22 protein-coding genes and 1 tRNA gene are annotated in these 26,018 nt (G+C 38.6%); 11 read left to right on the top strand and 12 right to left on the bottom strand.

The window, feature by feature from the left end:
* Positions 1-475 precede the first annotated feature (475 nt).
* Positions 476-1,120: a YchE family NAAT transporter gene (locus PSE83_RS04800; RefSeq protein ID WP_004254112.1), complete on the bottom strand. Its 645-nt coding sequence runs from the start codon at positions 1,118-1,120 to the stop codon at positions 476-478.
* 482 nt (positions 1,121-1,602) lie between these two features.
* On the opposite strand from PSE83_RS04800, the gene adhE reads away from it, so the two are divergent.
* Positions 1,603-4,308: a bifunctional acetaldehyde-CoA/alcohol dehydrogenase gene (adhE, locus tag PSE83_RS04795; protein WP_164565268.1), complete on the top strand. Its 2,706-nt coding sequence runs from the start codon at positions 1,603-1,605 to the stop codon at positions 4,306-4,308.
* A gap of 196 nt (positions 4,309-4,504) precedes the next feature.
* Here adhE and PSE83_RS04790 read toward each other — a convergent pair whose 3' ends face one another.
* Positions 4,505-5,134 (bottom strand): thymidine kinase, encoded by a 630-nt coding sequence (locus PSE83_RS04790; protein WP_004254108.1) that lies wholly within the window; start codon positions 5,132-5,134, stop codon positions 4,505-4,507.
* Positions 5,135-5,676: 542 nt separating this feature from the next.
* On the opposite strand from PSE83_RS04790, the gene hns reads away from it, so the two are divergent.
* Complete coding sequence (hns, locus tag PSE83_RS04785; RefSeq protein WP_004254106.1) at positions 5,677-6,087, top strand: histone-like nucleoid-structuring protein H-NS; 411 nt, start codon at positions 5,677-5,679, stop codon at positions 6,085-6,087.
* A gap of 466 nt (positions 6,088-6,553) precedes the next feature.
* Here hns and galU read toward each other — a convergent pair whose 3' ends face one another.
* On the bottom strand, positions 6,554-7,474 hold the full coding sequence (gene galU, locus PSE83_RS04780) for a UTP--glucose-1-phosphate uridylyltransferase GalU (RefSeq protein ID WP_036957689.1): 921 nt from the start codon (positions 7,472-7,474) through the stop codon (positions 6,554-6,556).
* Positions 7,475-7,633: 159 nt separating this feature from the next.
* Complete coding sequence (rssB, locus tag PSE83_RS04775) at positions 7,634-8,644, bottom strand: two-component system response regulator RssB (protein ID WP_004254095.1); 1,011 nt, start codon at positions 8,642-8,644, stop codon at positions 7,634-7,636.
* 125 nt (positions 8,645-8,769) lie between these two features.
* Between rssB and PSE83_RS04770 the strand changes: the two genes are divergently transcribed.
* From PSE83_RS04770 to PSE83_RS04760, 3 genes are all read left to right on the top strand, one after another.
* Positions 8,770-9,249, top strand: coding sequence for a YchJ family protein (locus tag PSE83_RS04770; protein WP_004254092.1), 480 nt, complete (start codon positions 8,770-8,772; stop codon positions 9,247-9,249).
* Positions 9,250-9,344: 95 nt separating this feature from the next.
* Entirely contained in the window at positions 9,345-10,193 is an 849-nt protein-coding gene (gene purU, locus PSE83_RS04765) for a formyltetrahydrofolate deformylase (RefSeq protein WP_004254090.1), read from the top strand.
* A gap of 162 nt (positions 10,194-10,355) precedes the next feature.
* Positions 10,356-10,440 (top strand) — tRNA-Tyr (locus PSE83_RS04760).
* A gap of 1 nt (position 10,441) precedes the next feature.
* Here the strand turns inward: PSE83_RS04760 and PSE83_RS04755 are convergent.
* Positions 10,442-11,317: a LysR family transcriptional regulator gene (locus PSE83_RS04755; protein WP_004254087.1), complete on the bottom strand. Its 876-nt coding sequence runs from the start codon at positions 11,315-11,317 to the stop codon at positions 10,442-10,444.
* A 565-nt stretch (positions 11,318-11,882) separates the two neighbouring features.
* Here PSE83_RS04755 and xthA point away from each other — a divergent pair.
* A complete protein-coding gene (gene xthA, locus PSE83_RS04750; protein WP_004254084.1) occupies positions 11,883-12,695 on the top strand; it encodes an exodeoxyribonuclease III in 813 nt (270 codons plus the stop codon).
* A gap of 65 nt (positions 12,696-12,760) precedes the next feature.
* Here the strand turns inward: xthA and PSE83_RS04745 are convergent, their stop codons facing one another.
* From PSE83_RS04745 to PSE83_RS04735, 3 genes are read right to left on the bottom strand one after another with little or no spacing between them, the layout of a single operon-like run.
* A complete protein-coding gene (locus tag PSE83_RS04745) occupies positions 12,761-14,686 on the bottom strand; it encodes a DNA topoisomerase III (RefSeq protein ID WP_004254081.1) in 1,926 nt (641 codons plus the stop codon).
* Between the two features lie 3 nt (positions 14,687-14,689).
* Positions 14,690-15,733 carry a selenide, water dikinase SelD gene (selD, locus tag PSE83_RS04740; RefSeq protein WP_004254077.1) on the bottom strand — a complete coding sequence of 348 codons (1,044 nt, stop codon included), beginning with the start codon at positions 15,731-15,733 and terminating at the stop codon, positions 14,690-14,692.
* Between the two features lie 11 nt (positions 15,734-15,744).
* Positions 15,745-16,296 (bottom strand): NAD(P)H nitroreductase, encoded by a 552-nt coding sequence (locus PSE83_RS04735; RefSeq protein ID WP_004254072.1) that lies wholly within the window; start codon positions 16,294-16,296, stop codon positions 15,745-15,747.
* Between the two features lie 471 nt (positions 16,297-16,767).
* On the opposite strand from PSE83_RS04735, the gene sppA reads away from it, so the two are divergent.
* The 3 genes from sppA (at position 16,768) to pncA (ending at position 20,460) form a co-directional block, all read left to right on the top strand.
* Positions 16,768-18,624: a signal peptide peptidase SppA gene (gene sppA / locus PSE83_RS04730; protein WP_004254068.1), complete on the top strand. Its 1,857-nt coding sequence runs from the start codon at positions 16,768-16,770 to the stop codon at positions 18,622-18,624.
* A gap of 167 nt (positions 18,625-18,791) precedes the next feature.
* Positions 18,792-19,811 (top strand): asparaginase, encoded by a 1,020-nt coding sequence (gene ansA, locus PSE83_RS04725; protein WP_004254063.1) that lies wholly within the window; start codon positions 18,792-18,794, stop codon positions 19,809-19,811.
* A gap of 22 nt (positions 19,812-19,833) precedes the next feature.
* Positions 19,834-20,460 (top strand): bifunctional nicotinamidase/pyrazinamidase, encoded by a 627-nt coding sequence (gene pncA / locus PSE83_RS04720; RefSeq protein ID WP_272660682.1) that lies wholly within the window; start codon positions 19,834-19,836, stop codon positions 20,458-20,460.
* A 127-nt stretch (positions 20,461-20,587) separates the two neighbouring features.
* Here pncA and PSE83_RS04715 read toward each other — a convergent pair whose 3' ends face one another.
* Entirely contained in the window at positions 20,588-20,893 is a 306-nt protein-coding gene (locus PSE83_RS04715; RefSeq protein WP_004254056.1) for a YeaC family protein, read from the bottom strand.
* A 115-nt stretch (positions 20,894-21,008) separates the two neighbouring features.
* Complete coding sequence (msrB, locus tag PSE83_RS04710) at positions 21,009-21,422, bottom strand: peptide-methionine (R)-S-oxide reductase MsrB (protein WP_004254053.1); 414 nt, start codon at positions 21,420-21,422, stop codon at positions 21,009-21,011.
* A gap of 355 nt (positions 21,423-21,777) precedes the next feature.
* Here msrB and gapA point away from each other — a divergent pair, with 355 nt between their 5' ends.
* Both gapA and PSE83_RS04700 read left to right on the top strand, forming a co-directional pair.
* On the top strand, positions 21,778-22,773 hold the full coding sequence (gapA, locus tag PSE83_RS04705; protein WP_004254049.1) for a glyceraldehyde-3-phosphate dehydrogenase: 996 nt from the start codon (positions 21,778-21,780) through the stop codon (positions 22,771-22,773).
* 230 nt (positions 22,774-23,003) lie between these two features.
* Entirely contained in the window at positions 23,004-23,885 is an 882-nt protein-coding gene (locus PSE83_RS04700) for a D-hexose-6-phosphate mutarotase (protein WP_004254046.1), read from the top strand.
* 112 nt (positions 23,886-23,997) lie between these two features.
* Here the strand turns inward: PSE83_RS04700 and PSE83_RS04695 are convergent, their stop codons facing one another.
* Together PSE83_RS04695 and alr are read right to left on the bottom strand one after the other, a co-directional pair.
* Entirely contained in the window at positions 23,998-24,750 is a 753-nt protein-coding gene (locus PSE83_RS04695; protein WP_004254041.1) for a MipA/OmpV family protein, read from the bottom strand.
* 133 nt (positions 24,751-24,883) lie between these two features.
* Complete coding sequence (alr, locus tag PSE83_RS04690) at positions 24,884-25,963, bottom strand: alanine racemase (RefSeq protein ID WP_272660681.1); 1,080 nt, start codon at positions 25,961-25,963, stop codon at positions 24,884-24,886.
* Between the last annotated feature and the right edge of the window lie 55 nt (positions 25,964-26,018).

Here is a 26,018-nt window from a genome sequence, read left to right as displayed (position 1 = left end):
CCCTGGTACCGCTATTTCCTTATGGGCAATCCACTTCATGAACTCAAACAATTAAAACAATTAATTAACATTGACCAGTTAAAAATTTTAAGTAAATTTAAAAAAAATAGAAGTGAAAATTTAATTTTTCTTACATTTCAATACACTAAACTTAAGTTAACTATCCACTACAAAATAACCTCTAAGCTGATTTCCAAACATATCATTAACAAACACCAATTAGAATAGTGAATAAATTTACGTAGCTCACAATTCCTTACTTTTTATCCCTGTTTTAGCAAAAAATGCCACATATAATTACAGGTATCATTTTTTTTATGTGTGATTATTAATAGCTAAAGTTTTATTAAGCCATTTAAGAAAGAGCAATGTGCTATCTGTATAGCAAAATTGATGTGTGTAATATGAGGTAATTAGCGGTAGGTATGGCTGCAAATAGATATAGTTTGCAGCCATCAAAAGAAAAGAGATTAGATTACAATAGGCCCGGGAATATGGCCTTAACACCGGTCACAATAAACTCTATACCCAATGACATCAGTAATAGACCCATGATACGCGTTACTACGTTGATCCCTGTTTGACCTAAGTAACGAACCAATAAAGACGCTGAGCGGAATAATAACCAACAACAAAAGGCAAATGCGATACTCGTCAACGCTAAGCCTAAAAAGTTTTGCCACCCATGCCAGCGAGATGACCAAACAATACAAGAACTTATTGCACCAGGCCCTGCCATTAGGGGTAAAGCCAAAGGCACAACACCAATGCTATCTCTAACCGCAGTTTCTGTTTTTTCTTGTTTATTTTGTTTGTCTTCCCCAATTTTACCGCTGATCATTGACATCGCTATTGTGACGATCAAGATCCCACCAGCAATACGGAAAGAATCAATTGAGATACCAAACAATTGCAATATTGAGTCACCAATTAATAGTGATGTACATAAAATGATAGCAACTGATGTATTTGCAATAGTATTGGTTTTATTTCTCCCCGCATTACTTTGATAGTTTGTCATACTAATAAACACAGGCAATATGCCAACTGGGTTTACGAGTGCAAACAAACCAATAAAAAATTTAATATATCCCGATAAATCAAGTAATGCGCTACTCACCCATTCATTTCCTTAAGCAGTTCTCTTTAGAGATTTATTGATATCTTTTATAATTTTACCACCGATGTCATTAATTTCCTTGAGCAAAACAATATTTTCTTTAACTTGCTAAATTTGCTTAGTATTTAGTTAGATATACATAAATTATCTGCACAAGTTGTTTTGATAATATTAAATTAAGTAATAGATGAACAACATTTATTCAACTTGTGCATAAATACACGTGCTGAAAGGAGTCAGCTTGACATTTTCGTGACCTAGATCACTTTATTTAATTACCGTTTTGTTAATCTACTCTTAACTGATAGACAGAGCTAATTAGGATATTAACTCAGTACGGAATAAGGTTTTTAAGCCAATAGGCGATCATGAGCAGCGTTATTATAGATAACATCTATACTTTTATCTTTAAGCATTTCCTTGTTCTATCGATGCATTGCTCATTGGCTTAAAAAGTTTAACATTTATCAGGAGTAATCTATATGTCCGTAACTAACGTTACCGAACTCAATGAACTCGTTGCTCGTGTCAAAAAAGCTCAACGTGAATTCGCTACTTTTTCCCAAGAAAAAGTTGATGAAATCTTTAGAGCCGCGGCTCTCGCTGCTGCTGATGCACGTATCCCTCTAGCAAAACTTGCTGTCGAAGAATCTGGAATGGGTATTGTTGAAGATAAAGTGATTAAAAACCACTTCGCTTCAGAGTATATCTACAATGCTTATAAAGATGAAAAAACCTGCGGCACGCTATCTGAAGACCCAACATTTGGGACAATCACCATTGCTGAGCCGATTGGTATTATCTGTGGTATTGTGCCAACAACTAACCCAACTTCAACCGCGATTTTTAAATCACTTATTAGCTTAAAAACGCGCAATGCTATTATATTCTCCCCTCATCCTCGCGCTAAAATTGCTACCAACCGCGCGGCACAAATTGTGCTTGATGCTGCGATTGCAGCTGGTGCGCCGAAAGATATTATTGGTTGGATTGATTCCCCTTCTGTTGAGCTATCCAACGCTTTAATGCACCACCCTGATATTAACCTGATTTTAGCGACCGGTGGACCAGGCATGGTCAAAGCTGCTTATAGTTCTGGAAAACCTGCAATTGGTGTTGGTGCTGGTAACACCCCTGTCGTTATTGATGAAACCGCAGATATTAAGCGTGCTGTCGCGTCTATCTTGATGTCAAAAACATTCGATAACGGAGTTATTTGTGCATCTGAACAATCCGTTGTAGTCGTTGATGAAATCTACAATCAAGTTCGCGAGCGTTTTTCAAGTCATGGTGGTTACCTGCTACAAGGAAAAGAGCTTAAAGCGGTTCAAGATATCATTTTAAAAAATGGTAACTTAAATGCCGCTATTGTTGGCCAACCTGCTTATAAAATTGCTGAAATGGCCGGTATTACCGTGCCAAAGACCACTAAAATATTAATTGGTGAAGTAAAAAGCATCGATGAGTCAGAACCGTTCGCACATGAAAAACTTTCACCATTATTAGCGATGTACCGTGGTAAAAACTTTGAAGACGCGGTTGCCAAAGCAGAACAACTTGTCGAAATGGGCGGGATCGGCCATACCTCTTGTTTATACACTGACCAAGATAACCAACACGAACGCGTTAACTATTTTGGCCAAAAAATGAAAACAGCGCGTATTTTAATCAATACGCCAGCATCTCAAGGTGGTATCGGAGACCTTTATAACTTTAAATTAGCCCCTTCTCTTACTCTAGGTTGTGGTTCTTGGGGTGGTAACTCCATCTCTGAAAACGTGGGTCCAAAACACCTAATCAATACCAAAACTGTGGCGAAGAGAGCTGAAAATATGTTGTGGCATAAACTTCCGAACTCAATCTACTTCCGCCGTGGTTGTCTACCTATCGCCCTTGAAGAGATTGCAACTGATGGTGCAAAACGCGCCTTTATCGTAACCGATGGCTATCTGTTCAATAATGGTTATGTTGATGAAGTGGTTAACGTTCTCAAAAAACACCACATTGAAACAGACGTTTTCTTTGAAGTTGAGGCAGACCCAACATTAACTGTTGTCCGTAAAGGTGCAGCACAAATGCAAGCATTCCAACCTGATGTGATCATTGCATTAGGTGGTGGTTCACCAATGGATGCGGCTAAAATCATGTGGGTCATGTATGAACACCCAGAGACTCATTTTGAGGAATTAGCATTACGTTTCATGGATATACGTAAACGTATCCACCGCTTCCCTAAAATGGGCGTTAAGGCTAAATTAGTTGCTATCACAACAACTTCAGGTACAGGTTCTGAGGTCACCCCATTTGCTGTAGTGACTGATGATAAAACGGGCCAAAAATATCCATTAGCAGATTATGCATTAACGCCAAATATGGCCATTGTTGATGCCAACTTAGTCATGAACATGCCTAAATCTTTAACTGCTTTCGGTGGTTTAGATGCTGTCACCCATGCGTTAGAAGCTTATGTTTCTGTTTTAGCTAACGAGTTTACTGATGGTCAAGCACTTAAAGCACTAAGCTTATTAAAAGATTATTTACCAGCAAGTTACCATGAAGGTGCTAAAAACCCTGTAGCCAGAGAACGCGTACACAACGGTGCGACACTTGCCGGTATTGCATTTGCAAACGCATTCCTAGGTGTATGTCATTCAATGGCACACAAACTTGGCTCAGAATTCCATATTCCTCATGGTCTCGCTAATGCTCTATTAATTTGTAACGTTATCCGTTTCAATGCTAATGATAACCCAACAAAACAAACTGCATTTAGCCAGTACGACCGCCCTCATGCGCGCCGCCAATATGCAGAAATTGCGGATCATTTGGGACTCACTAACGTCGGAGATCGTACTGCTGCGAAAATTGAAAAATTACTCGCATGGTTGGAGGAAATGAAAGCCGATTTAGGTATTCCTAAATCTATTCGTGAGACTGGTGTTACTGAAGCTGACTTCTTAGCTCGCGTAGATAAACTTTCTGAAGATGCGTTTGATGACCAATGTACAGGAGCTAACCCTCGTTATCCTTTAATTTCTGAAATTAAACAACTATTACTGGATTCTTATTATGGTCGCGAGTTTGTTGAGCACCAAGACGCGCTTGTGATTGAAAAAGAGGAAAAAAAAGCCCCTCAGAAAAAATCAACCGTAAAAAAAGAAGCAGAAAAGAAAAACACTAAGAAATAATGTTTAGCACATAATTTAAAAATAAAGGCACTGCAATAATTGCAGTGCCTTTTGTTTCGTTATTTAAAATCAATTGCTATAAAAATGTAGAAATCAATATCATATAAAATGATTTAACTCACTGAGTTATATCATTAATAGCCATAATATCCGATAACTGAATCCTGTTTTATTCTCTACACTAGATTATTTCTGTTTACCTAAAATGGAGTGGTTTTTTAGGTATAACGCCTTCATTCATCAACTGAGCCTGTTTTATTGCTTCTGAATAGTGTTTACGACAAACAGAGATATACTTTTCATTACCGCCTATATCGACTTGTAGGCCTTCATATACAGGCACCCCATCACTTCCTATACGCAATACCTTACTCGCCTTACGTCCGCAATAACAAACTGTTTTTAGCTCAACTAATTTATCAGCCCAAGCAAGCAAGTATTGGCTGCCCTCAAATAATTGCCCTGCAAAATCGGTACGCAACCCATAGCATAAAACTGGAATATCCTCGTTATCAACTATGTCACATAATTCTTCAACTTGTTTTTTTGTTAGGAATTGGCATTCATCAATAAGAACACAATGGACTTTTTGTTCACTATTTTCTTTTTTTATCAGTTCAGCCATATTTGTTGTTGTTGAGTATAATAACGCTTCCGCTGATAAGCCTATGCGCGATGAGACTTTTCCTTGTTCAAAACGGTTATCTATCTCTGCTGTAAAAATAACCGTACGCATCCCTCTTTCATTATAGTTATACGATGATTGCAATAATGACGTTGATTTTCCCGCATTCATAGCTGAATAATAAAAGTAAAGCTGAGCCATTTGGCTGTTCCCTCAAAATTAATATACGTAATAATTTTACCATAAAACTAGCTTTAGGATTAACAATAATGGTGTAGATGCTGTTTACTTATTGAAAATTGAACTTTTCCCAGTTCAGTTTATACCTTATTGCTTATACCTTATTGCAAATATTGCTTAGCTTGCGGGCAAAAAAACCAATTTGATATTAACTATAAACAGTTTCAACTAAAGCACATTCCGCTAAAAAACATCATCAAAAAAAGAAAATTTAAGCGAGTCTATCCCTTCAATTCATTCCGAGTAAAAGTAAAATGAGACCCTCCTCTTCTTTTTTGAATTATTTAATCACTAAGATTTTAGCTTATTCCTATTTTTCGTTTAGTTCCGTTATTGATAATAGCTATATATATATCTACGAAAAGTTTATTTTTCTTTTGTAAAAAAATTGCATTCGTTAAAGATTACTTTTAAACTAAGGATGTAATTTAGCTATTGCAGAATTTAAAATAGCATTCTATTATTACTGTACACATGCCAACAAATAATTTGAGACCAGGAAAATGAGCGAATCATTAAAAGCGTTAAATAACATCCGTACTCTTCGTGCTCAAGCTCGCGAAGTAACTTTAGAATCTTTAGAAGAAATGCTGGAAAAATTAACCGTCGTTGTTGAAGAACGTCGTGATGAAGAAAGCCAAGCTCGCGCGGAATTAGAAGAACGTAACCGTAAATTGGAAAAAGTTCGTGAAATGATCCTTGAGCAAGGCGTAGATTTAAATGACCTTCTGCAAACAATGGATTCAGGTAAAAGCACTAGCACTCGTGCTAAACGCGCTGCACGTCCAGCTAAATATAAATATGTTGATGAAAATGGCGAAACCAAAACTTGGACAGGCCAAGGCCGTACTCCAGCAGTAATCAAGGTTGCCATTGAAGAACAAGGCAAATCTTTGGATGATTTCTTAATCTAATAGCCTCAACATGTATTTTAAACACCCTTTTATAAGGGTGTTTTTATTTAATCCTTTATATATTATTTATATTAACCTGCACTAAGAAAAAGCCCTTATCTATTATAGCTACAGTCTTTAGCACTAAAACCGCATAACTGCCGCTCCCTACTTCAATTAACTGTTCTGTTTTAAGCTGTTACGACGTATTACGCCATCTACCAAATAATCATGATAAATAAAAGCATAGCAGTAAAGATATGTAAGCTTAATTAGATAAACTTAAATATTTTTCAGTGATTCTATTTATGTAATGAAGTTGTATGCTAATTTTTGTACTCTCACCACTTATAACGTGTACAGACTGAACAGCTCAAGTCAGAGTGTTCCTCTTTATACTTGGTATTTTTGTTAATAATTTATTTATCTACGTATAAAAAAAGGCTAACAAATTAAGTTAGCCTTTAATAAAATTTATTGCGGAATTTTATTTTGCTGAATTCAATGATACTGATAATTTCTTCAGCCACTGGGTAAACTCATCTCCCAGTGCATCATGCTGCATTCCATATTCAACGAACGCTTTCATATAACCTAATTTATTTCCACAGTCATGACTTTTACCACATAAGTGGTAGGCCTCTACTGGCTCATTATTTTCCATCATTAATGCAATAGCATCGGTTAATTGTATTTCATCCCCAGCACCTGGCGCTGTTTTGGCTAATGCATCCCAAATCTTTTCAGATAAAACATAACGGCCAACAATAGATAAATTAGATGGAGCTTCTTCACGTTTTGGTTTTTCAACCATACGAATAATTCTTTTACTATCTCCAGGTTCTAACATTTCTCCATTACAATCCACAATACCATAGTTAGATACATCTTCTTCAGGGACTGGTTCAACTAAAATTTGACTTGCGCCTGTTGACTCATATTGTTCTAGCATTTCACGCAAGTTAAATTTGGTTAAATCTGTACTGTAACGGTCTAAAATGACATCGGGTAAAATAACCGCAAAAGGCTCTTCACCGACTAAAGGTTTAGCACACAAAATTGCATGACCTAATCCTTTTGCTATTCCTTGTCGTGTTTGCATAATCGTTACGTGGCTTGGGCAAATAGATTGAACCTCATCCAATAACTGGCGCTTAACACGCGCTTCCAAGATAGCCTCTAACTCAAAGCTTGTGTCAAAGTGGTTTTCAATGGAATTTTTTGATGAATGTGTCACTAAAACAATTTCATTGATCCCAGCAGCGATACACTCATTAACAACATATTGAATAAGTGGCTTATCAACTATTGGTAACATTTCTTTTGGGATTGCCTTTGTTGCAGGAAGCATACGAGTCCCTAAGCCCGCAACTGGGATTACCGCTTTACGCACCTTGCGCTGTGTCATTTTTATCACTCCAGATATCATCTTAGCCTCTCGAATTTTACTAAAGTAACAAGAGGCATTTTAAGTGCGCAGAAGTATATCAGGAAATGTTCATGAATAAATAGCGACGAGTCCGAATAGAGTTATTCAGATTAAAAGAGTATACATTTTAGGTAATAACTATGTTTCGGGGTTAAACATTAGTTTTATTTTCTGGCTATTATTGCGAATTAAACACTGCCAAGCATTTCCTTTTACCTCTAAATGATTAGATTGGTAAAATTTCAACGCTCCTAAAGGAAGGCTTCTAGATAACTTAACATGCGTATTTTCTGTCGTTATATCCGCTTCTAAACCTGCACTCGCCATAATAATCGCTTTATTCCGTGTATTAAAATACCCCAATAATAGCGGAAACTGGCCACTAAACCCCGAATCTTCCAGTAAATAATTTATTTGGTTAATAATTCTATCAATATTGGGTAATTTTTTTTCTGGGTGGCTTACCGCACTTTTCAAGAGATCATTGAACACGACTCTAATCAAAAAAGCAGCCATAATGCCTTCTTGAGGAGAGCGCTCAGTATCAATACAGTAAAAACCTATTTGGCTGTCTGAAATGGGCGCTAGGTCTAATAATAATCCAAAACGGTTAGCCTCATTAAGTTGGCGATAGTTAATTCGGTAATTATTTATAATTTGATGTACTGGTGGTTGTAACTGTTTCAATACCGCTAACAGTTCTTGAGTATCGTTTTGGATTAGTGTCGAAATCTGAGGGATTTCCTCTCCTAACAGCTCTGTTAGGCTATTTTGCTCAGGATACAACGCAGAAAGGATTGTCACTTTAACTTCATCTAAATTTTTTATTGGCTTTAACAAAGCATCCTTTGCACCTAAGCGAAACATTCTATCTAACTGAGTGAAATCTGTTGTTGCTGTAATCACAATGACAGGAATATCAATATTACGCGCAACTAACGCTTTCATAAACGCTTCACCATTCATGACAGGCATATTTAAGTCACATAGAATGATATCAGGTTTGATACGGTCTATTGTTAACATCTCTATTGCTAATTGACCATTATCTGCGGTATAGATCTCAATACCCAGCGTTTCTAGGTAGTTTTTTAAAATTGTACAGAAGGTGATTTCGTCTTCTATTATGAGTATTTTTCTATTTTTCATAAGATACCTACTGCAAAAGCCTGGTTTAATTAACAATACAATTATTCATACGATAAAATCATTTATTCGCCATCATTTAAGTATAGTGACTTTTCAATCTTATACTTATTTTTATAGAGAGTGTTATGAAATCACAAGTAGAAGATAGGTGTTACTGTGGCAACGAAGCACAATTTGAGCAATGCTGCGCTCCTTTTTTACAAGGGAAAGCTATTCCACAGACACCAGAGCAACTTATGCGTTCAAGGTATAGTGCTTATGTACACCAAGACGTCGATTATCTTATTAAAACATGGCACCCAGATTGCCATGCTCAAGAATGGCATCAAGAAATAGTCAATAGTTTTCCGAAAACACACTGGTTTGGTCTTCGTGTTATTAGTTCTTCTTATGCTAAAAATCCCAATGAAGCTTATGTCGAATTTTCGGCTTGCTTTATTGATGAAAAAGCTGATCATAAGCAGCTTATTCATGAACGTTCGCGTTTTATTAAGATGGATTCGTGTTGGTATTATATAGACGGCATTACCCCCAAAGTCGGTCGTAATGATTTATGCCCCTGTGGCTCTGGTCAAAAATATAAAAAGTGTGGTCATCCAGACTAATTACCCTTTATTTAATGCCTGTCTAATGAGACACATTTGATACTCAATCCGTCATTTTTTCATATCGCTTTGTTAGTTAAGGATTAGGCTGTTTCATGCAACACAAAATTGTACAGAAAAAAATTCTCAGGACAATTTGCCCTGACGCGAAAGGATTAATCGCGAAAATCACCAATATTTGCTATAAGCACCAACTCAACATTGTACAAAATAATGAGTTTGTTGATCATCACACTGGCCGTTTCTTTATGAGAACTGAGTTAGAGGGAATTTTCAACGATGAAACATTATTAGCTGACCTCGATGATGCATTACCAGTTGGGTCTCAACGTGAATTAAACACAGCGGGTCGTCGTCGCATTGTCGTTATGGTTACAAAAGAAGCACATTGTTTGGGCGACCTGCTCATGAAGAGTGCTTATGATGGCTTAGATGTTGAAATTGCAGCAGTTATTGGAAACCACGACACGCTAAAAAACTTAGTCGAACAATTTGGCATTCCATTCCACCATATTAGCCATGAAGGCCTAACACGCGAACAACATGACGAAAAAATGACAGCGCAGATTGACCAATATCAGCCTGATTATGTTGTCTTAGCTAAATATATGCGTGTATTAACGCCTGCATTTGTGCAGCATTATCCAAACCAAATTATCAATATTCACCACTCGTTTTTACCTGCATTTATTGGTGCCCGCCCTTATCACCAAGCTTATGAGCGTGGCGTAAAAATTATTGGGGCTACTGCGCACTTTGTTAATGATAACCTTGATGAAGGACCAATCATTACACAGAATGTGATTAATGTAGACCATACATTCACAGCCGATGATATGATGCGTGCAGGGCGTGATGTTGAAAAAAATGTACTAAGCCATGCTCTCTATTGGGTCTTAGCTCAACGTGTATTTGTATATGGTAATCGCACCATTATTTTATAAGCCAATAATATAGCGGCTTATTTAACAACACTTTGTTGATTTAACACGCATTAAGAATAAAAAAACAGCAAACAACCATTTTATTGAAAATTAATGCTTTACAGCGGCGCGTCATTTGATATGATGCCGCCCGCTGTCAATGATTACAGCAACTCAAAATCTGGTGGGATACCCAAGCGGCCAAAGGGAGCAGACTGTAAATCTGCCGTCACAGACTTCGAAGGTTCGAATCCTTCTCCCACCACCATTTAATTGATTTCACCTCCTAGTTTATCTACAACTCCCATAAAACGATTTAACACACTTGAGTGTGACTTTGATTTATAGATATAACACACACTTTTCCCCAAAATTTTATTTAATGGTATATAGATCAATGATTTATCAATCAATTCTTCTTCTGGATAATGGTCTATTATGCCTATAAAATCACCATCTTGAATGAAACTTTGGCAACAACCAATATTATCCATTTGTCTCACACTCGTTTTATTATCAACCGTTTCAATTTTTGCTAATAAATCGCTCATTAATGAACTTTTATAAAATGCGGGATCACATAGCCATGTACTTTTTTGTAATAGTGTAACAAGATCATAATGGAATTTTTCATAAAGTTCTTTCCTACAATAGATACCTAATGGTGAGTTTTCTATTATTTTTTGTAATGAAAATCGCTCACTGACAACTTGTTCAGAGCTAAGAATAAGTGTATTACCATCATAATCGACAATTTCATCTACTTCATCATAATTAAACCTTAATATATTTACTTGCACATTATTTTGATGTGCTGATTGATATAAATTAATTAAATGATTTTCCTTACCCCAATCATAATAAATATTAGCCTCATTGATTATATAACCAGAAAAATGTTTTTTTGTTATTTCTTTCTCCTGCAAATAAAGATCTCTTAGATCGTTATAAAGTTCTTGGCCATCCTTAGTTAATGTCATTCCAAATTTTTCTCGTTTAAAAAGCCGTTTTCCTAGGCTTGTCTCAAAGTCTTTGATTGACTTCGCGATGGGAGGTGTCGTACGGTTCATCACTCTTGCAGCCTTGCTTAACGAGCCATTCTCAACAACCGCCATAAACGCCTCTAATTTTCTTGAAAAGAACATATCTATGACCCCATTCAGTTTATTAAAATATTAATCAACATACTTAACTTTCTCATTAATAATTATATTGATTAACCCAGAAATTAATTCACAAAATAAAAAATCAAACTTGATTTTTTATTGAATGATTAACAATATTTCATAAAAGTATTTTTATAATTTCCATCATTACAAAGCAATATATTATATTGTTTCGATTGATTATTTTTTATTCCCCCACTATTAAATCACATTAAAATATAAATAACCAATTGACTTTAAATGAAATTAAAACTAGTTAATAATGATATTATTAATTTAGCTTTAATAGAAAACTAAACTCTAGCACCCATAATAAATTTAATTGGCCATAATATTTTTTGATTAATTAAATTTATTATTATTTTTATATTAACCACTGAATTTTGATACTATACCAAGAATAAGTTAAGCCATGAGCATTTTTATCATAGCCATTATCGTCTTTAAAACAATCTAACCGTTGAAACATACTCCGCGGGGTTACAGTATTGCTACCATCTGGTAGAATAAGCATAATAATCATAAAACTAGGTGATAAAAAACCATGAAATTCATATCGTTCAATATTAATGGCCTTCGAGCTCGCCCTCACCAACTCGCTGCAATCATCGAAAAACATCAACCTGAGGTTATTGGCTTACAAGAAACCAAAGTCCATGATGATATGTTTCCTTATGAAGAAGTTAGTCAGCTCGGCTATCATGTTTTTTATCACGGTCAAAAAGCGCATTATGGCGTGGCTCTATTAACTAAAAATGAGCCTCTTGCTGTCCGTAAAGGTTTTCCAACTGACGATGACGATGCACAGCGTCGCATTATCATGGCTGATATCCAAACAGATCGCGGCCCATTGACGGTTGTAAATGGTTATTTTCCTCAAGGAGAAAGCCGTGACCACCCAACAAAATTTCCGGCAAAAGAAAAATTTTATCAAGATTTACAAAATTACATCACATCAACACAAACGGCAGAGTCACAGTTGCTCATTATGGGTGACATGAATATCAGCCCAACCGATCTTGATATTGGTATCGGTGATGCAAACCGTAAACGTTGGTTAAAAACCGGAAAATGCTCTTTTTTACCCGAAGAGCGTGAGTGGTTAGCTAAATTATTAGGCTGGGGTTTAGTCGATACATATCGTGCAAAAAACCCTGATATTTCTGATTGCTACTCATGGTTTGACTACCGTTCGAAAGGCTTCGATGATAACCGTGGCCTACGTATCGATTTATTACTGGCCTCCAATAAACTCGCTGAGCGTTGTATTGCAACGGGTATTGATTACGAAATCCGCGGGATGGAAAAGCCATCAGACCACGCACCTGTATGGTCTGAATTTGACCTCTCAAAGTAAACTTTCTTACTTGTCATAATGCAAAAAGGCGCCTTAAGCGCCTTTTATTGGTTTACCAGACTCAACTAATCCTGTTTCTTTTTTGTTTTCTTACCCGCTTTTACTGGTTTTTTCCCCGTTTTTACTGATGGAGCGGGTAGTTCTCGAAATGCCCTCAAATTTGTAAACTGACGTGCATGGTGAATTAATTGCATTAGCGTTTGGCTTAGTGGATGCATAAAATCATCATAACGTGATTGTTTTTCACTAATTTGGGTTAATACTGACTCCCAATGGGCTGTCATATCTGGTAATGTTGCCATATCGGGTAAAACATGAATTAGAGCTCTTCCCGCAGGCGAGGAATGAATATAACGCCCTTTTTTGTAGAGAAATTGGCGTTTGAATAGTAAGTCAATAATACCGGCTCTAGTCGCTTCTGTACCAAGCCCATCCGTTTCTCGCAATACTTTTTTTAATGCTTTATCTTGCACAAAACGAGCGATCCCAGTCATTGCTGATAATAACGTTGCATCCGTAAAAGGACGTGGAGGCTGCGTTTGCCGTTCAACCACTTCCCCTTTTTCACATAACAACTCATCATTCTTACTCACAACTGGCAGTGGCATACCATCGTTTTCAGCATCGCGCTCTTTATTACCCAATACGACTCGCCAACCTGCTTCAGCAAGAAATCGAGCTTTTGCGATAAATTTACCCTTTTCAATTTCTAGATCAATTGTACACTTACGGTAAACCGCATCGGGCATAAACTGAATAATATATTGACGCGCAATCAATTGGTAAATTTTACTTTCATTTTCAGTTAACTTTACTGCTGCCGTTTTTGCTGTTGGGATAATGGCATGGTGAGCATCGACTTTTTTATCATCCCAGCACCGGTTCTTTTTATCCAGCTCAGGCAATTCAAATTCAGTGAGGTCTGGTTGATGCACCGCAATTGCATTCAAGACACTGTGTCTCCCTGCAAAATGTTCATCCGGTAAATAACGGCTATCTGAACGTGGATAAGTAATCAACTTATGTGTTTCATATAAACGTTGGCAAATGTCCAATACTTCTTGAGCGCTCAACGCATATTTTTTGGCAGCTTCAATCTGCAAAGAAGATAAAGAGAAAGGCAACGGTGCAATTTCTGATTCGCGCTTGTCCTGATATTGCGTCACTATGGCAGGTTTGCCCTCAATACGCGATACCACATGCTCTGCAAGCGGTCGATGGAATAAACGCCCTTCTTCATCCTGATAGTCAATACAGGAGTCGCTTGGCTGCCATATCGCTACAAAGCGCTCATCCTTTGGCGTAACAATATGAGCTTTAACCTCAAAATAGTCTTTAGGTACAAAGTTTTCTATTTCTTCGTCGCGCCTAACAACTAACCCCAATACCGGAGTTTGTACCCGCCCTACAGAAAGAACGCCTTGATAGCCTCCTCGTTGCCCTAATAACGTATAAGCACGGGTCATATTGATGCCATACAACCAATCTGCCCGTGCTCTTGCTAAGGCAGAGACACAAAGAGGAATAAACTCACGATTTTCTCTCAAACGCTCAATTGCCCGCTCAACGGCTTGTGGGTTAAGGTCATTGATTAAACAACGTTTTACTTCTCTACGTTTTTCAGGGTCGAGCTTTAAAAAGTCAAGCACTTCGTCCACCAGCAATTGACCTTCTCTATCGGGGTCTCCTGCATGGACAACTATTGAGGCTTGCTTCAGTAATGTTTCAATAGTTTTTAATTGTTTAGTTACTGCGGGACGGGGCTTCAATTGCCACTTATCAGGGATAATTGGCAAATCCTGAAGATTCCATCGTGCATACCGAGGTTCATAAGCATCGGGTTCCGCCTGCTCTAAAAGATGGCCAATACACCATGTTACAGTTTGGCCATCACCACATTGAATAAAACCATCACCTCGTTTATGGGGCTTTGGTAATACATCTGCAATGGCCCTTGCAAGGCTCGGTTTTTCCGCAATAAACAAACGCATAAATTAATCTATCACTTCAACTAAAGGAACATTATCCTGATGGGGTAATAATTTACCGATAGACTGTAACAAAACACCTTGCTGCTGTGCAATCTCTTTAATTTTAGAGACTTCGGAAGGTTTTACTGCAATAAGTAAGCCGCCAGAAGTTTGAGGATCACACAGTAGTTGACGCTGCATATCACTCATAGGGCCAATAAGGTGCCCATAACTGTCAAAGTTACGAGTGGTTCCCCCAGGAACACAACCTGCTTCAATATATTTTTCGACATTGGCTAATTTAGGAACTTTACTAAAGGAGATTTCAGCACGAACTTTAGACCCTTCGCAAATCTCACTTAAATGACCTAATAAACCGAAACCTGTCACGTCAGTCATTGCCGTCACACCATCTAAAGGCGCAACCACCGCACCTAGCTTATTCATTTGACACATGGTTTCTGCCGCTAAGTGTTGATGTTCCGGCGCAAGTACCCCTTTTTTCTCTGCTGTTGTCAAAACACCAATTCCAAGCGGTTTTGTCAAAAACAATTCGCACCCCGCTGTTGCGGCACTATTTTTCTTCACATACTCCGTATTCACAACACCCGTAACCGCCAAACCAAAAATAGGCTCAGGTGCATCAATAGAATGGCCACCAGCTAACGAGATACCAGCATCAGCACAAGCTGCTCGTCCACCTTCAATCACCTCACGAGCCACTTCCGGTGGTAACTTCGCAATTGGCCAGCCTAAAATAGCAATGGCCATAATTGGCTTACCACCCATTGCAAAAATATCGCTAATCGCGTTGGTTGCTGCAATACGACCAAATTCAAATGGGGAGTCAACGATCGGCATGAAAAAGTCTGTTGTGCTGATGATGCCTATTCCATTACCTAAATCATAAACAGCCGCATCATCTTTAGTTTCATTACCAACTAACAAATGTGGATCATGAAATTTTGCTTGCTCTGTGTGCAGAATTTGCTCTAATACTTTCGGTGCAATTTTACAACCGCAACCAGCACCATGACTATATTGAGTTAATCTAATTTTTTCAGTCATTATTATTCTCTTTAGAAGTGAGATACATAGCCTGTCATATCAGGAGCTTGTACTTTTACTGGCGCTTTAAGCTCTGGAGTTCCTAAATAAAGGAACCCAACAATGCGGTCATTATCTCCACAACCTAATCCAGCACGAACCACAGCATCTTCTGTCCATGAACCTGAGCGCCATATACCGCCAAAACCTTGAGCTACTGCTGCCATCTGCATTGCTTGTACCGTACAGCTCGCAGCAACTAATTGTTCCCATTGTGGTATTTTCGGATGATCTTTTAATTTAGCGATCACAGTAATAATTAATGGGGCACGAAAAGGGGCATTACGGGCTTTTTCTTGTACCTCTGCGCCTAATTGCCCTTCAATTGCCGCTTTTTCCAATAGCTCACTGAAGCGTTTAATCCCCTCATTTTGCATAACAACAAAATGCCACGGCTTCAAAGCACCGTGATCAGGTGCTCTCATCCCCGCAGCAAGTATATTGTCGAGTTCTTCGCCTTGCGGTGCTGGTGTTGTAAGTCTTGAAGCTGAACGGCGGTTCAACAAAAGGGTCAAAGCATCCATATTTGTCTCCGTTTAAGAGTAAACTGATATGATAATCATTCAATTAGATAATTATACCCACGCTATCTATTGTTTAAGCTTAAAGGAAAATCGCTTACACTAATACAACAATAACAGTTATTCGTTAGGTAAAATTACGTTATAAATTCATTGAATTGTATCATTTGTCACATGTGAAAAATATCATTGAAGCATTGTACCTTGCGTATCATAATTTTGTTATGCATAAAAATAGCCCGCTATTGCAACTAATTGTATTGATACAACTAAGATATCAAGTGTTCGATGTGGTGATCGGGTAACAGATTTGCTTTTGAGTATATTGTTGTTAATTCGTGCTACAGGCTGAAGTAACCCAACTGTAGAAAGAACTATTTATGTAATATCCAAAAATAGTTTGTGCCATAAGTCAACGGCAAAAAAATGAAGCCAACACCCTTGTGGTGCAGAATATGCAGGATAGGAGAAAACATGCGTCAACTATGGGACATCATCGCTACCATTTTTAGAATTAGCTGGCGAGCACTGAACTTTATTAGGGAATTCGTTTTCAACGCCATTTTCTTAGTATTATTTTTTGTTGTTATTGGGTCGATTGCTCTTTATCAGACAGAGACTCAACCCGAAAAAAATTATTTTGGTGCTTTGTATGTGGATTTACAGGGGGTTATCGTAGACCAAGTCTCTACTCCAGACCCATTTGGTCGTATGAGCCGTGAATTACTTGGTACCTCAAACAGCCGAATGCAAGAAAATTCACTATTCGACATCGTTGATACCATCCGTACCGCTGCAAATGATGATCGCATTACAGGGATGGTATTACGCCTAGATGATTTAGCTGGAGCCGATCAGCCCTCTCTAGCTTATATCGGTAAAGCAATCAATGAATTTAAAAGTTCAGGGAAACAGGTTTACGCCATTGGTAACAGTTATAATCAGTCGCAATACTACCTCGCCAGTTACGCTGATGAAATTTACCTCACACCGCAAGGTGCGGTTGGGGTATATGGCTTTGCAACGAATGGACTCTACTACAAGTCACTGTTAGAAAAACTTAAAGTTAGTAGCCATATTTTCCGTGTTGGTACCTATAAATCAGCGGTTGAGCCATTAATGCGTGATGAGATGTCCCCTGAAGCACGTTTAGCCAATAAACAGTGGCTGGATGCCCTTTGGAACAATTACCTCACAGAAATCGCCAAAAACCGCAATACGACCAGCACACAAATTTTTCCTGGGGCTGATGCTATTTTAGAGAAATTACGCTCAGTCAAAGGCGATAGCGCACAATACGCGTTAAAACAAAAATTGGTTGATAAACTTTATACTAACGAACAAGTTGAAGATTTACTCAGTAAACACTTTGGCTGGAATAAAGAAGATAAACAATTCAATAATATTAGTATCTATGATTATTCCACTAAAATAGCAGATACCAATGCTAATCAAAGTGGCAATATCGCCGTGATTGTCGTTCAAGGTGCTATCATGGATGGCCCACAAACGGCTGGGATTGCAGGAGGCGATACCATCGCAGCACAAATTCGTGACGCTCGCCTTGATGATAATATTAAAGCGATAGTTTTGCGCGTTAACAGCCCAGGTGGTAGCGTAAGCGCTTCTGATTTGATCCGCAGTGAACTGGCTTCTGCTCATGCTGCAGGTAAACCTGTTGTTGTATCTATGGGGGGAATGGCTGCATCTGGGGGGTATTGGGTCTCAACTCCAGCGGACTATATCATTGCCAGTCCAAACACGCTGACTGGTTCGATTGGTATATTTGGCGTAATTAATACCTTTGAAAAATCTTTAGATTCTATAGGGGTATATACTGATGGCGTATCAACGTCGCCATTAGCCGATATTTCTTTGACTAAAGGGATCAGCCCACAATTTGCTGACATGATGCAAATTACCATTGAGAATGGCTATGAGACATTTATTGGCTTAGTGGCTAAATCTCGCCATAAAACACCAGCAGAGATAGACCAAATCGCTCAAGGCCGTGTATGGATTGGGCAAGACGCGCTTAAAAATGGTCTTGTAGACCAACTAGGTGATTTTGATAATGCCGTAGATAAAGCTGCTGAGCTCGCTAAACTCACTGACGTTAAGTTAGATTGGATGAAGCCTGAGTTGACCTTTATGGATCAATTGTTACTTGAATTAACGACAAACGTTCAAGCCGCCATGCCGGATGTGCTACACGTATTTTTACCACCAGCAGTCGCGACGGATATCCGCCAACAAGCGCAATTTTTCTTAAAAATGAATGACCCACAAAACCGCTATGCTTTTTGTTTAAATTGCGCGGAAATTAACTAATCGCTAAATCCCCTTCAGATTCAATGAAGGGGATTTCTCTCACAAACCCATCAATAACCTCATATCAATCTAACTATTCGCAAGTTAACGATAGTAATACGCTAACAAATACGTCAAAATCCTGATAATCACTCTCCTTCGATAAGTTGGATAAATTAGGTAATAAGATGCAGAAGAAATCAATTTATGTTGTTTACACTGGTGGAACAATTGGCATGCGCCATTCACCACAGGGATATATTCCTGTTTCCGGCCATTTGCAAGCTCAGTTAGCTCAGATGCCCGAGTTTCACCGCCCTGAAATGCCTGAGTTTACGATCCGTGAACATCAGCCTTTAATTGATTCATCTGATATCACTCCTGAAGACTGGCAACTTATCGCTGATGATATACGTGAGAACTATCCACTTTATGATGGGTTTGTCATATTACATGGCACTGACACGATGGCTTTCACCGCCTCAGCGTTATCTTTCATGTTTGAAAACTTGAAAAAACCCGTAATAGTGACAGGGTCACAAATCCCTTTAGAAGCATTACGTTCTGATGGGCAAACTAATCTACTAAATGCATTATATTTAGCAGCAAACTACCCCATTAATGAAGTGGGATTATTTTTCAATAATAAATTATATCGCGGTAACCGCACTGTTAAGGCCCATGCAGATGGCTTTGATGCTTTCAGTTCACCTAACTGTTCGCCATTAATGGAAGCTGGCATTCATATTCGCTCATTTAATACGTGCCCTGCGCCTATTGGTATAGGTGAATTTAAAAGTCACCGAATTACACCTCAACCTATCGGCGTTGTGACACTTTATCCAGGGCTATCAATTGAAATTGTACGCAACATTCTCCAACAACCCGTTAAAGCGCTAATATTGCGCTCTTACGGTGTCGGTAATGCCCCTCAGCAGCCTGAATTACTTCGCATACTCCGTGAAGCAACGAACCGAGGGATTATTGTGGTGAACCTGACACAATGTATTTCTGGCCGTGTTAATATGGAAGGCTACGCTACAGGACACGCACTTGCAGAAGCGGGTGTGATAAGTGGATATGACATGACTTTTGAAGCCGCCTTAAGTAAATTGCACTACTTACTGAGTCAAAATTATACCCCTGCGTTAATCCGTGAGTTAATGCAGAATAATTTACGCGGCGAGTTGAGCTATGCTGATGAATAACAGATAACATACTGAGGATATAATGAAAGCAGCATTACTGTTAGTCGATTTACAAAACGATTTTTGCACGGGTGGCACATTAGCAGTAAATGAAAGCGAACATGTTATTGATGTTGCTAATAAAGCGATGGATATTTGCCAACAAAAACAGATAGACATCATTGCAAGCCAAGATTGGCACCCTGCGACACACCTTAGTTTCGCGGCCAATTCAAATACTCAAATTGGCGAAGTCGGTGAGCTAAATGGTATTACACAAGTTTGGTGGCCTATTCATTGCGTACAAGATGAACATGGCGCTGAATTACACAAAAATTTAAATCAATCGCTTATTAGTGCAATTTTTACCAAAGGGGAAAACCCCCAGGTTGATAGCTATAGTGCCTTTTTTGATAATGATAAAATTAGCCAAACGCGCCTACATACGTGGCTACAAGAACACCATATTTCGCATTTAATTATTATGGGAATTGCGACGGATTACTGTGTCAAATTTACTGTGTTAGATGCGTTAAAATTAGGTTATACCGTAGATGTTTTAGTCGATGGGTGTAGAGGCGTCAATCTCGGGGCCAATGACAGCCAAGAAGCTTTAGTCGAAATGCAAAATCAAGGTGCGAGGTTAATTACATTAACCGACCTGCATTAGGACATGTTTTATGGACAAGTTTTCTCATGTAATAATTGAAAATCTAGTAATTGAGAAAACTTGTTTTAGTGACACTGTCACTATGCAGCATCATATTGAATCAACAAGCTATTCTCTAGAGCAACCGTTATTCATCATTATTTTGCGGTTTTAATGTTGCTAACATCTCACCTTGAAACAACGTTTTTAGCTCTTGCTTGCTCTTCATCGTAATTTCACCATTAGTCCCTACCGTCATATGCTCAGGGTCATGGTTATGCCGTGACTGCCACAATAATACCATTTGTAAGCTATGTTCTTTTTGTTCTGGCGTTAACATCACACCATCTGGCCATTTACCGAGCTCAACAGCGGTCACAAGGCGTTCATAAATTTCAGGGGTCATCACTGCTAATAATTGTTCAAGTTGCTCAGGACTGACTTCAACGCTCACGGTAAAGCTCCTTCAAATACATAATTCACTCATTATTTTATTATTCTTGATTTCAGCCAATAGCTGAATCGTTTTTGTCATTCTAAAAAAAATGGTTTCAGCACGCTTCAGCTATTTATCCACGCGTCTTTTCACCGCTATCGTCATCAATAAAGCTTAATGATGCTGAATTAATGCAGTAACGCTGACCAGTAGGCTGAGGACCATCTGGAAACACATGCCCTAAATGCGCATTACAGTGTTGACAGCGAACTTCAATGCGGTGCATCCCATGAGAGAAATCCTCAATGTATTTGATTGCCTCTTCATTGACGGGTTGGTAAAAACTTGGCCACCCACAACCTGCATCAAATTTGGTCTCAGACATAAATAAAGGTGAACCACAGCATAAGCACTCGTACACACCTTCTTTACGGTTATGCAATAATTGGCCACTAAATGGCGGCTCGGTACCCGCTTGCTGTGTAACGTAACGCTGCATCTCATTTAATTCTGAAATATCAATAGGTTGTTTATCTTTACTTGACATGTCATACCTAAATATTTAAATAACTAAAGTGGTTGATGGTTATCATACATCAATTTCAATCAACAAAAAATTAACAACATTTTCTGTAAAACTATTCTAAACTAAGAAGCATCTTACTTTCCGTTTTGATTTGTGAACCGTATCACATATATCACTGATAGATGGTTTCATTATGCCGTACAATCCCGATAATACGTGCGGCTGTATTTGCCGCTGAAGTGGCTGACAAATAAGCAATTGGTGGTATCAGAATTGATTTTTTTCAATAATTGACACGATTCCGCTTGACGGCTGGCAAGGTTTTGGTAACTTTAACTACAACTTAATTCACGAATAAATAGCTGGTGGAAATACTATGACTATCAAAGTAGGTATTAATGGTTTTGGTCGTATTGGCCGTATCGTTTTCCGTGCTGCACAAGAGCGTTCTGACATCGAAATCGTTGCTATCAACGACCTGCTCGATGCAGAATACATGGCATACATGCTGAAATACGACTCAACTCATGGTCGTTTCAACGGTACTGTTGAAGTTAAAGATGGTCACCTAGTTGTAAACGGCAAAAAAATCCGTGTAACAGCAGAAAAAGATCCTGCAAACCTGAAATGGAACGAAGTCGGTGTTGACGTCGTTGCTGAAGCAACAGGTATCTTCTTAACTGATGAAACTGCACGTAAACACATCCAAGCTGGCGCTAAGAAAGTTGTTCTGACTGGCCCTTCTAAAGATGATACTCCTATGTTCGTTATGGGCGTTAACCACAAAGCTTACGCAGGTCAAGAAATCGTTTCTAACGCATCTTGTACAACTAACTGCTTAGCTCCACTGGCTAAAGTTATCAATGACAAGTTCGGTATCGTTGAAGGTCTGATGACAACAGTTCACGCAACAACTGCAACACAAAAAACTGTTGATGGTCCTTCACATAAAGACTGGCGTGGTGGTCGTGGTGCTGCTCAAAACATCATCCCTTCATCAACCGGTGCTGCTAAAGCCGTAGGTAAAGTTATCCCTGAGCTGAACGGTAAACTGACTGGTATGTCTTTCCGTGTACCTACTCCTAACGTATCAGTTGTTGATTTAACTGTTCGTTTAGAAAAACCAGCAACTTATGCTCAAATCTGTGATGCTATCAAAGAAGCAGCTGCAGGCGAACTGAAAGGCGTTCTGGGTTACACTGAAGATGACGTTGTATCAACTGACTTCAACGGTGAAAAACTGACTTCAGTATTTGATGCTAAAGCAGGTATCGCACTGAACGACAACTTTGTTAAATTAGTTTCTTGGTATGACAACGAAACGGGTTACTCTAACAAAGTTTTAGACCTGATCGCTCACATCTCTAAATAAGAGCTGTAATGTAATCTGTCTAACTGAGCCGCCAATTTGGCGGCTCTTTTGTATCGTATCCAATAACAAATTAACACTTCATATTTTCTGCAATATCGCTTATGGTTGATCATCTATTGGATACGCTATAAACATGACTTATTTTAGAACGAATACGATTCACTGCGGCTTTAAGTATGCCACATAGGAACTTCTAAATAATTTAAGTGAATGAACACAGGCCTAATACCATGCACGACAAACTTTTTGCACTACCAGTCATTAAACAAGTCTCTGCTTACATTACTCAACGCCAACTCGATGAGCTCCCACTTATTGTTATTTCACATCCCAAAGTACGTGGTGCTGTCAGTTTACAAGGCGCTCAACTTATTGATTGGCAACCCGCGGGGCAAAAACCTTGCTTATGGCTAAGTTCAGAAAGTGCCTTTAAAGAAGGCGTTGCTATTCGCGGTGGCATTCCTATTTGTTGGCCTTGGTTCGGTCCTGTTGCCAGTCCTAGTCATGGTTTTGCACGAATTTTACCTTGGCAATTCACCGCACATAATGAACATGAAGATGGTGTTATTTTAACCTTCACGTTAACGGATACCGACTATACCCGTAAATTATGGCCCCATGAGTTCACCCTGATCTTACGTATGAAACTTGGGGAAACATGTGAACTTGAATTAGAAAGTTATGGAGATTTCGAAACGACTGCCGCATTGCATAGTTATTTCAATATCAGTGATATCCAAAAAGCCACCGTCTATGGGTTAGGCGGCCACTACTTCGATAAAGTCGCAGATAAAGAAGCTTATGTGAATGAGCCACTCAAATTTAATAAGCACACCGATCGTATTTATTCAGAACCGGAAGAATACAGCTTATTACGTGATGATGGCTGGGCACGTACAATAGAAATTCACCATTACCATAATAGTGATGTTGTCTGTTGGAACCCTTGGGCAGAATTATCATGTAGCATGGATGACATGCCAAATAATGGGTACAAACAAATGGTTTGTGTAGAAACGGCAAGGATCAACGTCCCGATGAAAAGTGAAGCACAACACCCTGCTCGTCTTTCTTTAGTGATGGTCAGTCGCGATAATAAGCCGCAAGATTAATTATCCATTCTAAGAATATAAATTTTCTAGATAGATAACTAGATAGATAAAATTAGCCCCTGATAATTGTAAGAATATCAGGGGCTAATTAATTTAATTTTCTATCACAAACTTAGAATGTGTAAGTGACACCTGTCCACATAATGGCGGAAACATCTTTATTTACCATTGGGCTATCTTTCACTTCACTTGGCAGTCGGTCAACACGGCCCATTGCGAATACCGTCCAATTTTCATCAAAGCGGTAATTTCCTGTCACTTCAATGTATGGTGTCCAACTTGAACCTGGGTTATAACGTTTTAAACCGCTATTACGTGATTCTTTTGAAGACACGCCATATTCATAACGGTTTTGGTTCTTACTATCCCATTTAATACCAAGGCCCGGAGTGATTGACCATTTGTCACCTTCAAAGCCATACAGGTAGGCAAACTCACCACGAATACCATTACTGATACCTAAGATATCACCAGAAATATTCGTTCTTAGTGTCCCCCAATCAGCTTTATGACGATAAGTCAGACCAGTCATCACCGTATCACGGCGACGGTCTAATTCACGCATTGCTTTATCATCATTGTCTTTAGGTTTAAAAAATTGTGGGTAATAATAAGCATCCAATGATAACTGGTCTTGTGTATCATTCCATAAATAATAACCAGCTGCTAATGTATGAAAATAGAAATTCTCACTATCATAATTAACAATAGGCACTGGCGTGACATAGTCACGGCTCTTAATCCCTTTATAAGGTGTTGACTGAGCTAATACTGAACCACCAACTGACCAAGTTCCTGCAAAGGCGGCCCCAGATAACACACTCAAAGCCACCGCAAGTGTCGTTAATTTAATTGCTTTTGACATATATTCAACCTAAAAATAATGAGAAATAGATCACAGCTATATGTTATAACAATATAGCTATAATCCCAATATGCTTAATCGAAATCACATTTAAAGCTAAATTTTAACTGTTTTTAGCGTGACTGATTAATATTTATTCTACTTTATTTTCATAAGAAACAGGAACTCTTTTTGCTAGCGCACAAAGTAGCTCATAACCAATTGTCCCCGCAGCTTGTGCAACCTCATCAACCGGTAAGTTTTGCCCCCATAACTCCACTCGCTCACCAAGCTTAACATCGCCACAGTCACTGATATCAATTGTCAGCATATCCATTGAAACAGCCCCCAGTAGCGCACAACGCTTTCCTTTGCACCATACAGGCGTTCTATTGGCAGCATGTCTAGGGTAGCCATCTGCATAACCACACGCTACTGTCGCAATACGCATAGGTTTAGTCGATGTAAACCGGCTACCATAACCAATTGATTGACCTGCTGGAATTTCATGGATAGCGATCACTTCTGACTGTAAGGTCATCGCCGCCTTCAAGCCCAACCCAGATATATCAGTAGACTTTCCACTTGGAGAAGCGCCATACAGCAAAATACCTGTACGAATCCAATCATATTGTGTGTGTTTATGCCACAGTGTTGCCCCTGAATTTGCGATGCAGGTTTCTAAAGATAAGTGTTCAAATTGCTGGATTTGTTGAAAAGGTTCAGTAATGCCCGTTTTGGTATCTGAATTAGCAAAGTGACTCATTAACGTTAAACTGCGTACATTCGGCATTTTAGATAACCGTTGTACCACACTTTCGTATTCGCTCGGTGAAAAACCTAATCGATTCATGCCGCTATTTAGTTTTATATAGACTGAAATAGGTGATGATAATTGTGCATTTTCAATAGCAAACAATTGCCACTCACTATGAACGCTGGTTGTTAAATTATACTGGTCAATCAATTGTAAGTCTTGTGGCTGGAAGAAACCTTCTAACAACAGAATTGGCCCTTTCCACCCTTCTTTTCGCAATAAAATGGCCTCATCAAAATCCAATACCCCAAAACCATCCGTTTCTTTTAATGCAGGCCAAATCTGCTTGATACCGTGACCATAACCGTCTGCTTTCATGACTGACCAAATTTTCGAGTTTCCAACATGTTGCCGTACAATAGCCAAATTATGTTGTAAATTTTGTAGATGAATAACAGCACTTATAGGGCGCGGCATTTTAATTCCTTAGTACATTTAATTAATTCTAAAATTACAATGATGCCAAAACATC

Origin of the sequence: Providencia sp. PROV150 (assembly GCF_028481025.1) — a bacterium.
GTDB lineage: Bacteria > Pseudomonadota > Gammaproteobacteria > Enterobacterales > Enterobacteriaceae > Providencia > Providencia hangzhouensis.
Note: the sequence above shows the minus strand (reverse complement) of the source record. Positions and strands in the feature narration are given on the sequence as shown.